We start from the raw sequence: 14,319 nt of genomic DNA, 5'->3' as shown, positions 1-14,319 counted from the left end.
CGCTTTCCGGCCGCTCACGCGATCCGATAGGGTGCCAGCACGTTCTCATCCGGTTCGATGCCGATGCCTGGCGCCATCGGCGCGCTGACCGTGCCGTCGTCGTTCAGCTTCAGCGTCTCACGATAGATACGCCCCCACATCGGATCGACGGTGTCACGATAGAATTCCAGGATCAGCCCATTCGAGATCGCCGAGACAAGATGGATGTGGATGTCCTGTGAGCCATGCGGCGCAATGTCCAGATCATGTGCCTGTGCGAGCGCCGCCACCTTCATGAATTCCGTGACACCGCCAAGGATTTTCGCGTCCGCGTTCAGGATCGCGGCGCAGTCGTTGCGGATCAGGTCGCGGAAGCCATAACGGGTGTACTCGTTCTCGCCGGTCGCGATCGGGATCGACGTCGCCTGCGCCAGTTTGCGGTGGCCGTCGTAGTCGTCGGGCATCACGGGCTCTTCGAACCAGAACACGTCGTATGCCTCAATCTTGCGGGCAAACTGAATCGCTTCGTAAGAGCGATAGGCACAGTTCGCATCGACCAGCAATTTCACCCCCGGTCCCACCGCGTCCCGCGCGACGCGCACCCGTTCGGCATCCTCCGCGATCGGCACGCCGCCCACCTTCATTTTCACGGCGCGGGCCCCCATCCTGACGTTGTCTTCCATCTCTCGGGCAAGTTCGCGCAGGCCCTTGCCTTCCTCATAATAGCCGCCGGCGACGTAGGTCGGCACGCGGTCGCGAAAGCCGCCGAGCATCTTCCATAGGGGCATGTTCGCAGCCTTGGCACGAATGTCCCATAATCCTATGTCGATCGCGGAGATTGCCCGTGTGGTCAGGCCGCGGCGTCCGACGAGCTTCGGCTCCCACATCTTGTGCCACAGCCGTTCGACATCGATCGGGTCCTCACCCACCAGCATCGGCGCGAAACCGGCGATGATGGCGCGCTCGATCTCGCCGCCATGGCCGAGCCCGATACCGGTTATTCCCTGGTCGGTGGCGATCTTGACCAGCGCGTAGTTGACATGGGTATAGGTATGTTTGCCGTTGGCGATCGGCTTGCTGCGCGGCCAGCGATACTCCTGCATCGCAATCGAAGTAATCTTCACACGTACCTCCTCAGGGCGGGATCGGCTGGAGGAGGCCACCGTCGGCGGTCGTCGTCAATTGGGACCTCCCCCATCGTTTCGCGACCCACCCATCGATCCACGCAACGACGCCCCTGCGGTGCATTGTCACAAGAACATAAATAGAACATGCTGCGGCATGACCGCTCCATACCACACAGTTTGCCCATCATGCGGCAGAGCGATTCCACGGCCGTGGCCGCCGGCTTACGAGGCGGTCCCGTGCGAACGGTGCCGGGACGAACCAGGCGACAGGGCGCAACTGGAGCTTGACCTGTTCGCCGGATCGGCGGTCATCCCCCGTCCTGAAAGCCCCCAGTGACCGATGAGTTGACTTGGCAGCCGTCGCGGCGCCTGACCGTCGAGCATCCATTCCCCCAGACGACGCATAAATCCGATGCCCAGAAAGCGGATTATCGGTTCATCGACATAGGTCCAAATACGACCCATCGAAGCCGGACATCTCGCCCGACCGGAGATGGAGAATTTCGATGAAAAAGATGATCTTTGCTGCGTTCATCGCCCTCGCCGTCACCGCCGGTATCGCGTCTGCTGGTATCGCTTCTCTGGCCAGTGGTGCCGCTGTTCTGCTCGACGCGACCAGCCATCCGGGGTCACACGGCGACATCGCCTACAGCCCTGGCAAGACCGCCGTAGACATCTAGGGGCGCCGTGGCGATCCGGTATTGAGCGGAGCCATTCCAGGTCGGAAGGATGTGCTTGCTGCGCCCATCCCTGCGCAATTTTACGCACGCGTCATCGCTGCCACTTCGGCCAATCGCCAGTCAGTTTCACGGCGGACGCCGTCGAGCGTGACCCCATCCCACCACCAGCACCCTTCCCTCCCCGCGCCTTCCACAGTCACTTTTTCCGACCGGGCGCCGCTCACACGAACGTCACTTTTTCCAGGAAATGCCGCCATCCAATCGACGCAAAGACCCGGGATGCTTCGTGCTGTTACGACACGATAGAGGTTCTTAATGACCAAGATGCTCCTGCGCGGCGTCGCCATCGGTGCTGTAGTTGCTGGACTGTCTCTGCCCGCGGCAGCCGCACCCGTCCGGCCGCCCGCTAATGGCGTCACGCAACAAGGTCCTGACATACAGCAGGTCTATTGGCACCGTTGGCATCATCGGCACTACTGGCACCACCATTGGCGTCGCCATTGGTGGCATCATCACTGGCGCTACTATTGAGGTGACGGTCGGCTGCTGGCGCGAACGCGCCAGCAGCTCCGAAACGAGTCGGTCATCCTCGATAAATCTCGTAACGGCTGAGCATCCAACTGTCGTCGTCAGATACAACGCAACACCAGTGCCACGCTCTGCCAACCCGTTCACCACGGATCGATATACGGATACTTCTTCTCCGTCCGAGGCGGCACCGGCGGCACCCGCTTCAGCGCATTCGCGATCCAGCGCCGCGTCTCCGCCGGATCGATCACGTCGTCGATGCCGCCGCCCATCACCGCGTTCACCGCCTTGGCAGCGTCGTAGGCCGCTGCGGTGCGGCCCTCGAATTCGCGCCGGCGCGCTTCGGGATCTTCGATTGCCATCAGCTCCTTGCGATATCCCAGCTTGACCGCACCCTCGATGTTCATGCCGGCGAACTCCGCTGTCGGCCAAGCGACAGCGAAAAAGCCGACCAACGCCCCCGCCCCCAGCATCGCCTGCGCACCCAGCCCGTAGGCCTTGCGGACGACCACGGTGAACAACGGCGTCGTCATGTTGGCGCCGACATTGAACAGCCGTGTGCAATGCCGCACCAGCGCCGTCCGCTCCACCTCCGGCCCGACCATGATGCCCGGGCAATCGATCAAGCTCAGGACCGGAATGTCGAACGCATCGCATAGCTGCAAAAACCTGGCACCCTTGTCCGCGCCGGGCGAGTCCACCGCACCGGCCAGATGGTGCGGGTTGTTGGCGATCACGCCCATCGGCCGGCCTTCCACGCGCATGAAGGCGGTGATGACCCCAACGCCGAACTTCGGACGGATTTCCAGCACCGAGTCCTTATCGGCGATCGTATCGATGATCGTGCGCATGTCATACAGCCGCAGCCGGTTCTCCGGCACCGCGTGACGCAACAGGCGCTGATCGTGCGCCTCCCACGCGGCGACCGGTCCCTGGAAATACGACAGGTATTTCTTCGCCACATCCACCGCGGCGAATTCGTCCTTGACCAGGATGTCGACGACGCCGTTCGGCACCTGCACCGACATCGGGCCCACTTCCTCGGGCGTATAGATGCCCAGCCCGCCGCCCTCGATCATCGCCGGGCCGCCCATGCCCAGCGTAGACCCTTCGGTCGCGATGATGACATCGCTGCACGCCACCAGCGCGGTATTACCCGCGAAAGTGCGCCCGTTGACGATCGCGATCAGCGGCACCAGCCCGCTCAACCGGGAGAACGTGGTGAACGTCGTCGTGTCGATAGCAACGCGCGGCCCGATATTGTCCTCACCCGGCCGCCCGCCACCGCCCTCTCCGAACAGCACCAGCGGCAGCCGGAACCTGTGGACCAGCTCGAACATCCGGTCCTGCTTGTAGTGGTTGCGGTGCCCCTGCGTTCCGGCCAGCACGGTGTAGTCGTAATGCACCAGCGCCGCCCGAGCCCGCGTCGCATCGAACAGGTCGCCGTTGATCGAGCACATGCCCGCGACGACCCCATCGCCCGGCGTGTTCTTACGCAGCGCCTCCATCGAATGACGCTGATGCTGCCGCGCAACAAGCAGCGGCCAGTATTCGTCAAACGATCCGGCATCGACCAGCCGCTCGATATTCTCCCGTGGCATCCGATGACCGGTCTTGCGACGGCGAGCGACCGAATCCGGCCGGTTCTCATCCAGAGTCAGCGAATGGCGTTCGATACTTTCCCGCAGATCGCCACGGATGTGATCCAGGTCGCGCTCCACCGTCTCGGCAACGGCACCGCCCTCCGCCACCTCGGCCTGCTGGATGAAGACGATCGGGAACCCTTCCCGCACCACGTCCTCGACAGCCATGGTCACGCGGCGGACGATGCCACTGAACGGGGCGGCTATGACATGCTCCATCTTCATCGCCTCAACCACGGCGACCTGCTGGCCTTGCCGCACCTCATCCCCTTCGGCAACGCTGATCGAAACGATCATCCCCTGGATGGGCGACGCAACGCCAACCGAACCGTCGGGACCGGCCAGGTCCGGCGCTTCGTCATCCTCCTCCACGACGGCCGCCTGCTGTGCCTTGGCCGCGGCGTCATGGGCGAACAGCGCCAACGGATCGCGGCTCTTCACCCGAGCACCGGCGAATCCCGCATCACCAGCGCCCTGCCGCACCGGCTCCACGAACAACTGCCGATGTTGCTCCGAAGCCGCCAACGCACCGATCTGTTCGTCGATCCAGCGCGTATGGACGCGACCCGCAACGAAATCGGGATGGCTTAGGATATTACGCAGGAAACCAATATTCGTTGCAACCCCCTCCAGCCGAAACTCCGCCAGCGCTCGCGAAAGCCGAGCCACCGCGGCGGCAAAATCCGGCTGCGGCGCATGCGCAATGACCTTGGCCAGCAGCGAATCGAACGCGCCGGACGTCCGATACCCGGCATAGCCGAATCCGTCGGTTCGCACGCCCGGACCGTTCGGCGCCTCGTAGACGGTCAGCGTGCCGCCGCCGGGCCGCACGACACCATCCGCACCGATCGTTTCCATGTTGACCCGGGCCTGGATGGCAAAGCCGCGCGGCCGGGCTGCGTCCTGATGATGCAGCCCCAGCTCCTTCAGCGTCCTGCCTTCAGCCAGCATGATCTGCGTCTGCACCAGATCGACGCCGGTCACCGCCTCCGTCACCGTGTGCTCGACCTGCAACCGAGCATTGGTTTCAATAAAAACAAAGGGCTCCGCACCCGCACGCCCGGTGACATCGACCAGGAACTCGAACGTGCCAAGATTGGTGTAATCGACCCGCCGCGCGAACCGCATCGCCGCCTCGATGATACGATGCCGCAAATCGTCATCCATCGCCGGCGCGGGCGCGATTTCGATCACCTTCTGAAACCGCCTCTGAATACTGCATTCGCGCTCGCCCAGATGCGCGACGCCGCCGGACAGGTCCCCCAGGATCTGCACCTCGACATGGCGAGCGCGGGGGATGAATTCCTCCACATAGACGTCACCGCGGCCGAACCCCGCCTCGGCTTCCGAACGGCATCGTTCATACGCAGGCGCAACATCCTCTTCCGTCAGTACCGCCCGCGTGCCGCGGCCACCGCCACCGGCGAGCGCCTTGATGATCATCGCCCCGCCGTGCAGGCCGGCGAAAAACGCGCGCGCCTCGTCCAGCGACACCGCATGATCCAGCCCACGGATCACCGGCACATCCGCATCCAGCGCCGCCTTGCGAGCGCGGGCCTTGTCGCCGAACAGCGTCAGATGCGCAACGGACGGACCAACGAACGTCAACCCGGCCTCCGCGCATCGCACCGCGAAATCAGGCCGCTCGGCCAGGAAGCCATACCCAGGATGGATCGCGTCGCAGCCCGCCGCCTTCGCAGCCGACACGATCGCCTCGATGTCCAGATACGCGGCCGCACCACGCCCCGGCAGTTCCACCGCATCGTCTGCGATACGCAGATGCAAGGATCGCGCATCATCGGCGCCATACACCGCAACGGCACTCAGCCCGAGGTCGGCAGCAGCGCGCGCGATCCGTATGGCGATCTCGCCGCGATTGGCAATCAGCAGTCGCTTGATAGGCATCTTCTTCTTGTTTCCCCGTTTGCTTTACGCACGTACAGCCGAACGCGTACCGAAGGGGGCTGCGTCATGGCATGGCTCCTGGGATCAGGCACACGCACGGAACACGCTTTGTCCGCGCGGGTCCAGGTCCGAGGCGACCGCCTGATGGCAATCAGCCCCGCGGGAGCGCGACCAGCCTGATGACGCTCCAGGATGCAGGCGGCAGCAACACGCGCAGGCCGTCGGCGTTCTGTTCGACCCCGTCAAGCGCGACAGGTCTGATTCGATCCGGTGCATCGCGGTGGTTGATCGCCTCCAGGTCGGCATCGTGCAGGGTCAGCGCGTCGGCCACCCGCAACGGACCGAACCCCCGCAACGTCGCCTGCATCCGGATCGGACCTTCGAGATCGCGGTTCAGCATGAACAACGTCACGCCCCCATCGTCGTGGACGGCCGCAAGCTTGAGGTAGGAGACGGCCGGAAGCTCGACCGGCACATCCACCGGCCCGAGCGGGTCGTGATAAACGGCAGAGTACGTCTCGCAGTGGACCAGCGCGCGCAGCACCGTACCGCGGCCGAACCGGGTCATGTGGGCGAACGGCCAGAAAATCGTCTGCCGCCAGGCTGGACCGCCGGTCTCGGTCATGATCGGCGCCAGCACGTTGACAAGTTGCGCCAGGCAGGCCGCGCGGACGCGGTCGGCGTGGTTCAGCAGCGCGATGACCATGCCCCCGAACGCCAGGGCATCCTTCATCGTGTAGATCTCCTGCAGGATGTCCGGCGCGACCGGCCAGCCGGGCTTCACGCGCGTCGCACGCGGGCGCCGCGTGCGATACCAAACATTCCACTCGTCGAGGCTCAGCTTGATCCGCTTGCGCGACCGCCGCCGAGCGGCGACGGAATCCGCGACGGCGATCACTTCCTCGATGAAATGATCGACGGTGTCGGCGCTGGCCAGAAACGCAGCCGTGTCCCCGGCATAGTCATTCAGGTAGGTGTGCAGCGAGATCCATTCGACCTCATCGAAACAATGCTCCAGCACAACATCTTCCCACCGCCCGAAGTTCGGCATATTGCGCCCGCAGGAGCCGCATGCGGCGAGTTCGACGGTCGGGTCCACCCAGCGCATCACCTTGGCCGCTTCGGTGGCAAGCCGCCCGTACTCGTCGGCGGTCTTCGCGCCGATCTGCCACGGCGCATCCATTTCGTTGCCGAGGCACCAGAATTTCACCGCGTGCGGCTGCTCCCAGCCATGCGACCGCCGCAGATCCGACATCGCGGTCCCGGCAGGATGGTTGCAGTATTCGACCAGCCGTCCGGCCGCCTCGGCACCGCGCGTGCCCAGGTTGACCGCGAGCATCGGTTCGATCCCGGCCAGACGGCACCAGTCGATGAATTCGTTGGTGCCGAAACTATTCGGTTCGGCGGACATCCAGGCCAGGTCAAGGCGCCGCGGCCGTTGCGCCACCGGACCCACGCCATCTTCCCAGTTGTAGCCGGAAACGAAATTGCCGCCGGGATAGCGGACGATCGTCGGACCCAGTTCGCGGATCAACGCCAGCACGTCCTGGCGGTAGCCGGCCGGGTCCGCCGTCTTGTGGCCGGGCTCGTATATACCACCGTAGACACTTCGGCCGAGATGCTCGACGAACGCGCCGAACAGGCGCGGATCGGTCGCACCGATCTCGAACGCCCGGTCGATCAGGACCTCACTGTGGCGCATGGCGGCGCGGCCGTCAGGCCAGACGATAAAGCGCCTGGGCATTGCCAAGGAAGAACTGCCGGCGCTGCGCCTCGCTCAGCCGGATCGGCAGGGCCTGTTCGGGATCGTCATAATCCCAGTGCGGATAATCGCTGGCGAACAGCAGCCGGTCCCAGCCAATCCACTCGATGATGTCGAGCAGGTGCTCGCGGGTTTCCGGCTCCTCCATCGGCTGGGTGGTCAGCCAGACCTGCTGGCGGATGTATTCGGATGGCAGGCGCCGCAGCTCCGGCGTCTCATCGCGCATGCGCAGCCAGTGCTTGTCGAGCCTGCCGCACAACGCCGGCAGCCAGGCGAAACCGGCTTCCACAATGATCACCCGAAGGGTCGGGAAGCGCTCGAACACGCCGTCCAGCACCAGGCTGCTGAGCAACGCCTGGGCGTTCTGGGCATGCCCGGCCATCTCCTCGATGTAGTAGGACGGCCAGCCCGCGCTGGTGATCGGACTGCCACCGTAGCCGAAGGCGTGGATAGCGACCGGCAGCCCAGCCCGCACCGCTGCCTCGAAAATCGGCCAGTAGCGCCGCTGCCCCAGCGGCTCGGCGGTCCGGCTCAGCAGCAGCACCTGGGCGAAGTCGGTGTCGCCGGCGCGCAGGTCGATCTCCTGCACCGACGCGACGGCGTCCTCATACGGCACCACCACCGAGGCCCGCAGCCGCCCGTCCTCGGCGACCAGCGCGTGCTTCTGCCATTCGTTGGTCGCGTGGCACAGCGCGGCGCTGAGTTGCGCGTTGGCGAAGCCCTGGCCGCTGGGCATCAGCGGATTGCACATCGCGAACGTCACGTTATGGGCGTCCAGGTGTTGGAACCGCATGAAATCGAGGTCGGTGCCCGGATTGCCGCCGGGCGGCCAGGCATCGCGGCGGGCGGCATTCGGGAACGCCTTGGGATAAGGTGGCGCACCGTTCTGGTAGGCGACACGCTGGCTCATGCCATAGGTTTCAAGATGGTGCCGCCAGCGCGACGACAGATAGGGGTATACCGACTCCTGAAGGGAGCGGATGACCGGATGGATGTCGCAATCGGCGATCGCCAGCTTTGTGATGCCGGCCGGTACGATCGGGGTGCGGTTCAGCACGTCCACGGTCATGGCCCCGTCTCCTTCAGGCGTGTGTAGGTTTCCAGCGGATTGTCAACCAGGATGCGCCGGGTCAGTTCCGGCGACAACCCGTCCGGCATGGCGGCCGAACCGTCGAACTGCCAGTGCGGGTAATCGGTGGAAAACAGCAGCAGCCGGTCGGATCCCATATGGTCGATCATCCGTTGCAACTGCCCCTGACCAGCCGGCGCGTCCACCGGCTGAAGCGTCAGACGGACATTGCTGCGCACGATCTCGGCCGGCGTGCGGTCCACCCAGGGGATTTCCGGGCGCAGGCCGCGCCAGTATTTCGTCAGCCGCCACATATGCGGCGCCAGCCAGGTGAATCCGGATTCCAGCAGCACGACCTTCAACGTCGGAAACTTGCTGAACACGCCTTCGCAGATCAGGCTGGTCAGTTGCGACTGGAACGCCTGCGCCTGGCCGACATAATCCTCGGTGACGGTCGAGCCCCATCCCGCCGCGGTGTTCGGATTGTGATAGGCGCTGCCGGCATGGATGCCGATCGGCAGATCGTGGCGAACCGCCGCCGCGTAGATCGGCCAGTACTGCCGCTTGCCCAGCGGGGCGTCACCCGACGCCAGCACCATCGCCTGGACGAAACGCCGGTCCGGGGCCCAGTGCTCGATCTCGTCCACCGCCCGCTCCACGCTCTGCATCGGCAGGACGATGGAGGCACGCAGGCGAGGCTCGCGGTCGAGCCACTCGTTCGCCATCCATTGATTGACCGCCCTGGCGAACGCTGCGGCCATGTCCTCGCTGAACAGCGCCTGGACGCCGTAGAGGCAGTTGCAGATGGCGATCCTGGTGCCGAACGGGTCCAGCGCCTCCGACCGCAGCCGGTCCAGGCTGGCGGCCGCCTTGCCGCTGGCCGGCCGCCAGTCCGAACGGGATGTGATCGGCGCATTGGCCGGGTAGGCGATCGTCTCCAGGTCCTGCATGCCGCGCTGGACGACCTGTTCCCGCCAGGGGTCGGGCAGGTATGGCAGCAGCGTCGCCAAGCCGGCCACCGCCGGGTGGATGTCGCTGTCGATCGGCCCCGTCGTGGCTGTTGGCGCGATCATCCCTTCACCGCTCCCATCGACAGCCCCCGCACCAGGTGGCGTTGCAGCAGTATCATGAACGCGACGATCGGCAGCATGATGCCCACCGCGGCGGCTGCCGACAGCGTCCAGTAGTTGATGTCCTCGGCGCCGTATTCCGACAATGCCACCGGCAGCGTCTTGGTCGCCGGACCGGTCAGCACCAGGCCAAGCAGGAATTCGTTGTAGGCCAGCAGCAGGCTGAACAGCGCGGTGACCCACAGCCCGGGCCGGACCAGGGGCAGGCCGACGCGAGCGAACACCTGCCAGGCGTTGCAGCCGTCGATCTCCGCCGCCTCATACAGTTCGCCCGGCACGTCCAGGAAGAAGCTGCGCATCAGCCATATGGTGAATGGTTGGTTAATCGCAACGAGCGCCAGGATCATCGCCGGGTAGGTGTTGATCAGTCCCAGCATCCTGGCCAGGACAAAGAACGGGATGGCCAGCAGGATATGCGGGAACATCCGCATCGACAGGATGGCGAACAGCACCCCGCGGGACGTGTTGGAGCGCAGCCGCGACAGGCCATAGGCCGCCATCGTGCCGATCGAGACCGAAATCACGACGGTGCTGACCGAGATGACGACGCTATTGATCAGGTAATGCCAGAACGCCTTTTCCACCCAGACCTGGTAGTGGAATGTGAAGGTCGGCGTGAACACCAGTTCGGGCGGGACGGCGAAGGCATCCACCGGCTGCTTGAACGACGTCAGCACCGCCCAGACCACGGGCGTCAGGTTCACCGCGGTGAAGCCGCACAACAGCAGGAACAGCGGAACCTGCGTCCGCGCGTGCCCGCTCCACCATCTGCGTTTGGTCGTCGCCGCATCCATCAGAACGCTGCCCTGTCGCGCCGGTATAATGTCATGATCATGCCCAGGACCGCCGCGGCGACAATCAGCAGGGTGATCACACCCAGCGCGGAGGCTTTGCCGACCTGCAGCAGCCTGAAGGCAAGTGCGTAGGTGTAAAGCGTGATCGTCTCGGTCGCAGTGCCGGGTCCGCCGGCGGTCAGCACGTAGATCTGGTCGAAGAAGCGGAACGCGTCCATCAGCCGGATCGCCAGCACGAAGGCGATCAGCGGGCGGATGGCCGGCACCATGATGCGCAGCAGCAGCATCCAGGGTCCGGCACCGTCGATCTGTGCGGCCTCGATCTGGCTCTGATCGACCGTGTTGAGGCCGGCGTACAGCACCAGGATCATGAACGGCGTAAACTGCCAGGCGTCCGCCAGGATCACGACGGCTCGCGCCCAGTCGGGGTCGCCCAGGAAGTCGGGGGGGAATATGCCCAGGCCGATCAGGATGCCCGACAGCAGCCCCCACCGGCTGACGAAGATCCAGCGCAGGAACAGTGCCGCCACCACCGGCGTGATGACGTTGGGCAGGAACATCAGCAGGTTGAGCGTGCGCACACCATACGTCAGGCGATACAGGCCGTAGGCGACCAGCAGGCCCACGGTGAATTCCAGCGTCACGCTGCAGGCCACGATCACCACGGTGCGGCCCAGCGAGTCCCAGAACTGCTGGTCTGCAAGCAATGCGCTGTAGTTGCCAAGGCCGATGAACCGGTCGATCCCGGCGCCGATGTCATAGTCGAACAGGCTCAGCCACATCGCGTAGCCAAGCGGCACCAACAGCACGGCGAGCAGCGTCACACCGCTGGGCAGCAGGAACAGCCAGGCGCTGGAAGCGGAGCCAAGGTGCCGCTTGCGTCGCGCCCCGCGACGGACCGATTGCGCCGCGGCGATGACGTTCGTTCCCGCTACGGCCGGTTCGTCATCAGTAATAGCCGTGACCTTTGAGGTAAGCCTCGGTCTCTCCCGCCGCGGCGTCCAGCGCCGCCTTGACGGTCATCTGGCGCATCAAGGCCTGGTTGATCCGTTGCGTGATGAATTGGCCGACCGAGTAGAACTCGGGCAGCTTCGGATAGGTTTGTCCCACCTTCATCGCCGCCAGGGCGGCCGGGAAGAAGCGGTATTTCTGCCGCAGGTCCGCATCCTCCAGGATCGACGTGCGCGTCGGCACCATCATGCCGGCAGCCGGGCGCAGGTTCTTCTGGTTCGTCGCCGTCGCCAGGATACGGAACAGCAGATCGGGATCCTGCTTGGAGAAAGCGGAGATGCAGTATCCATCACCGCCGACGGTCTGATGACCCTGTGGCGGCACCGCCCAGTCGATCTTGTCGACGACGCGCGACTTGTTCGGATCGTCCATCGCCAAAGCGCGCGTCGCCCATTGCACGCCCATCGCCGCCGTGTCCTGCTGCAGGGCGATCATGCATTCATCGTTGGCGGCATTGGTGAAGCCCTGCTGGGCGTAATGGTCGATGTCCGCCAGCATCTCGATCGCCGCCACACCCTTGGCGTCGTTGAACACCGGATGCCACTTGTCGTCGAACCAGGCCGCGCCCATCGCGCTCATGTAGTAGTTGACCTCGTTCAGCGCGGCGTCCACCGGGCGCAGGCAACTGATCGTGCCGGCACGCATCGGCGAGTTGAACGACTTCGCCAGATCGCGATACTCGACGATCGTCTTGGGCGGCTGCTTGCCCGCCTTGTCGAACAGGTCCTTGCGATAGAAGAACAGCAGCGTATTGCTGGTCGCCGGTACGCCCCAGATCTTGCCCTGGTAACTGCGCTCCGCCACCACGGTCTTGGTGAAATCGTCGAGCCCGAACTCCTCCCGGTGCTTTGCCCAAAGGTCGTCGAGCGGCCGGATCCAGCCGTTCTTGGCAAAGGTCAGGAAAGTGCTGTCGTTGGCGTAAACGATGTCGGGGGACGTAGCTTTCGACGAAAACGCGATGGTGGCGAGTTCCAGCGCCTTGTCGAACGGCATAAGCTGCGTATTCACCTCAACCCCGGGGATCGCGCTGCGCATGTTCGCGGCCAGGACTTCAAGCGCCGGGAAGCGATGGCTGAGCATCTGCACCGTCTCGGCGGCGCGCGCCGGCCGGATGAATGGGAGTGCGAGACTGCCGATAGAGGCGCCGGCGACCAAACCACGGCGGGTGACGGGGGGCATCCGGCTCAGCCCCTGGTTCCGCGGGGACCGGCGCATCCGGCTTGCGGGTCGGACTTCGTCTGCCCTCCAGGCGGCGGCGACATGGCGCCTACAGTGGTCATTTCGAGCGTCCCTCCGTTTGGTCTTTTTTTCTCACGGGCACGCCCTACGGGCCGTGCCCCTGGCAATTACAACCGTCTTTTTGCCCGCCCCGATCCTAACGGGGAAATGCGAGGCGGCACAAGTTCGGCCGGCCACGTGTTGACCCAACATAGGAATATCCCCTCCGGCCGGTATTGGAATGTCCCCTTTTGAGCGCGTGAAACGGCTGCGCGAGACGCGGCCGATTCCTCCACGTCTGCCGAGTTGTGAAAAGCCCGCCCCAACAGAGATGGGACACCCTGGGATCCGGCTGAAGCGTTACTCCCACGAACGATTGCACCCTCTCGCGGCAAGGCGACCCACCGCCGCCTTGACGGCCTCGCGCCCGTAACGCAAGTGGACGCTCTGTTGCTTTTTGTCACACCGCAACGCGCCGGAATAAGCCGACGATGAGGCACATGAACACCGCTGGCAAGGAAGATATTCATAGTCTTTGGGACGACCTGGCTGATTTCGGGGCCGATCGGTCCGCCCAGGCCGCCGCGCATCTGATGTCGTTTCTCTGCGATGGAGGCGGCGCCTGGAATGCCACCTGGGCCGGCGCGACCCGGCTGGACGGTGGTCACGACGACGACCCGCTCCTGGGATGGCGCGTCGGTGCCGTGCAGGCACTCCACCCGGTTCCCCCCCACCCGGACGAAGGACATTTCAAAGAGATATTGAAGATCTGGGACAAGCGGGAAATCGACCCCTCGTTTCTTCTGCCGATGCGGGGCGTCGGCACCTTCAGAACCTATTCCTTCCGCCGGGAACTGCCCCCGGATTGGTTCGAATCCGCCTTCTACCAGCATCACTACGCCTCGGCCGGCACATTCGATGCCGTCTTCGTCGCATTTCCCCTGAATGAGGATTGCGAGTCTCATTTCGGTTTCTACGCCCGCACCATGTTCACGGACGAACAGATCGCCCTGTTCGCCGACACCCTGCGCGGCATCAAATGGTTTCACCGCAACCTGATGCTCAACCAGGGACTGCTGATGGCATCGGCACCACTATCGGGGGCCGAACGCAGGGTGCTGCCCTTGCTGCTGACCGATGCCTCGGAGAAAGACTTTGCGCCCCAGTTGGGCTTGGCGTCATCCACCGTCCATCAATATGTGGTCGGCATCTATCGCAAATTCGGTGTCCGCAGCCGAGCAGGCCTGACCAGACTTTGGTTGCGCGGTGGTGGCTGACGCTGCCGCTTGCATCGTTCCACCCCCCTACTAATCCGTAGGGGTGACAGCCTCACATCACTTCCGATACGTTAAGCTAATCTAACGGCTTAAGCGGTCAATCGCGGCTTGGCTCCGGTCGGTGTCCAAGGAGGCTGCATCGCGGAACGGAGCTCAATGGCACACGCCCTTTTGTTACGGCACATGCGGGCCGAGA

Annotated in this window: 10 protein-coding genes; 2 read left to right on the top strand and 8 right to left on the bottom strand. The window is 64.4% G+C overall.

Features of this window, described 5'->3' with window-relative positions; all coding sequences use genetic code 11:
• Window positions 1-14: 14 nt before the first annotated feature.
• Window positions 15-1,103, bottom strand: a complete 1,089-nt coding sequence (locus GSQ89_RS09635; protein ID WP_158924406.1) for a mandelate racemase/muconate lactonizing enzyme family protein — start codon at window positions 1,101-1,103, stop codon at window positions 15-17.
• A gap of 509 nt (window positions 1,104-1,612) precedes the next feature.
• On the opposite strand from GSQ89_RS09635, the gene GSQ89_RS09630 reads away from it, so the two are divergent.
• Entirely contained in the window at window positions 1,613-1,786 is a 174-nt protein-coding gene (locus tag GSQ89_RS09630; protein WP_158924404.1) for a hypothetical protein, read from the top strand.
• Window positions 1,787-2,457: 671 nt separating this feature from the next.
• Here GSQ89_RS09630 and GSQ89_RS09625 read toward each other — a convergent pair.
• The 7 genes from GSQ89_RS09625 to GSQ89_RS09595 form a co-directional block, all read right to left on the bottom strand.
• Window positions 2,458-5,862 (bottom strand): carboxyl transferase domain-containing protein, encoded by a 3,405-nt coding sequence (locus tag GSQ89_RS09625; protein ID WP_158924402.1) that lies wholly within the window; start codon window positions 5,860-5,862, stop codon window positions 2,458-2,460.
• Window positions 5,863-6,013: 151 nt separating this feature from the next.
• A complete protein-coding gene (locus tag GSQ89_RS09620; RefSeq protein WP_254073147.1) occupies window positions 6,014-7,606 on the bottom strand; it encodes an alpha-N-arabinofuranosidase in 1,593 nt (530 codons plus the stop codon).
• On the bottom strand, window positions 7,578-8,693 hold the full coding sequence (locus tag GSQ89_RS09615; RefSeq protein WP_158924400.1) for an amidohydrolase family protein: 1,116 nt from the start codon (window positions 8,691-8,693) through the stop codon (window positions 7,578-7,580). The genes GSQ89_RS09620 and GSQ89_RS09615 overlap by 29 nt, the downstream gene beginning before the upstream one ends.
• Window positions 8,690-9,766: an amidohydrolase family protein gene (locus tag GSQ89_RS09610; RefSeq protein ID WP_158924398.1), complete on the bottom strand. Its 1,077-nt coding sequence runs from the start codon at window positions 9,764-9,766 to the stop codon at window positions 8,690-8,692. The genes GSQ89_RS09615 and GSQ89_RS09610 overlap by 4 nt, the downstream gene beginning before the upstream one ends.
• The gene (locus GSQ89_RS09605; RefSeq protein WP_158924396.1) at window positions 9,763-10,617 is read right to left on the bottom strand and encodes a carbohydrate ABC transporter permease; all 855 of its coding nucleotides are present in this window, start codon (window positions 10,615-10,617) and stop codon (window positions 9,763-9,765) included. Before GSQ89_RS09605 ends, GSQ89_RS09610 begins: the two co-directional genes overlap by 4 nt.
• Window positions 10,617-11,441 carry a carbohydrate ABC transporter permease gene (locus GSQ89_RS09600; protein WP_158924394.1) on the bottom strand — a complete coding sequence of 275 codons (825 nt, stop codon included), beginning with the start codon at window positions 11,439-11,441 and terminating at the stop codon, window positions 10,617-10,619. Before GSQ89_RS09600 ends, GSQ89_RS09605 begins: the two co-directional genes overlap by 1 nt.
• Before the next feature lie 124 nt (window positions 11,442-11,565).
• Window positions 11,566-12,807 (bottom strand): extracellular solute-binding protein, encoded by a 1,242-nt coding sequence (locus tag GSQ89_RS09595; RefSeq protein ID WP_158924392.1) that lies wholly within the window; start codon window positions 12,805-12,807, stop codon window positions 11,566-11,568.
• A 539-nt stretch (window positions 12,808-13,346) separates the two neighbouring features.
• Here GSQ89_RS09595 and GSQ89_RS09590 point away from each other — a divergent pair.
• Complete coding sequence (locus GSQ89_RS09590; protein ID WP_158924390.1) at window positions 13,347-14,123, top strand: helix-turn-helix transcriptional regulator; 777 nt, start codon at window positions 13,347-13,349, stop codon at window positions 14,121-14,123.
• Window positions 14,124-14,319: the final 196 nt, after the last annotated feature.

The organism is Acidisphaera sp. S103, assembly GCF_009765975.1.
Taxonomy (GTDB): Bacteria; Pseudomonadota; Alphaproteobacteria; order Acetobacterales; family Acetobacteraceae; genus Rhodopila.
The sequence above is the reverse complement of the archived record's forward strand: the minus strand, read 5'-3'. Positions and strand labels throughout refer to the sequence as shown.

What these genes read in the sequence shown, in the direction of transcription:
- GSQ89_RS09630 (WP_158924404.1), top strand. Translation starts at nt 1,613, where the DNA reads ATGAAAAAGATGATCTTTGCTGCGTTCATCGCCCTCGCCGTCACCGCC.
- GSQ89_RS09625 (WP_158924402.1), bottom strand. Translation starts at nt 5,862, where the DNA reads ATGCCTATCAAGCGACTGCTGATTGCCAATCGCGGCGAGATCGCCATA.
- GSQ89_RS09620 (WP_254073147.1), bottom strand. Translation starts at nt 7,606, where the DNA reads ATGCCCAGGCGCTTTATCGTCTGGCCTGACGGCCGCGCCGCCATGCGC.
- GSQ89_RS09615 (WP_158924400.1), bottom strand. Translation starts at nt 8,693, where the DNA reads ATGACCGTGGACGTGCTGAACCGCACCCCGATCGTACCGGCCGGCATC.
- GSQ89_RS09610 (WP_158924398.1), bottom strand. Translation starts at nt 9,766, where the DNA reads ATGATCGCGCCAACAGCCACGACGGGGCCGATCGACAGCGACATCCAC.
- GSQ89_RS09605 (WP_158924396.1), bottom strand. Translation starts at nt 10,617, where the DNA reads ATGGATGCGGCGACGACCAAACGCAGATGGTGGAGCGGGCACGCGCGG.
- GSQ89_RS09595 (WP_158924392.1), bottom strand. Translation starts at nt 12,807, where the DNA reads ATGCCCCCCGTCACCCGCCGTGGTTTGGTCGCCGGCGCCTCTATCGGC.
- GSQ89_RS09590 (WP_158924390.1), top strand. Translation starts at nt 13,347, where the DNA reads ATGAACACCGCTGGCAAGGAAGATATTCATAGTCTTTGGGACGACCTG.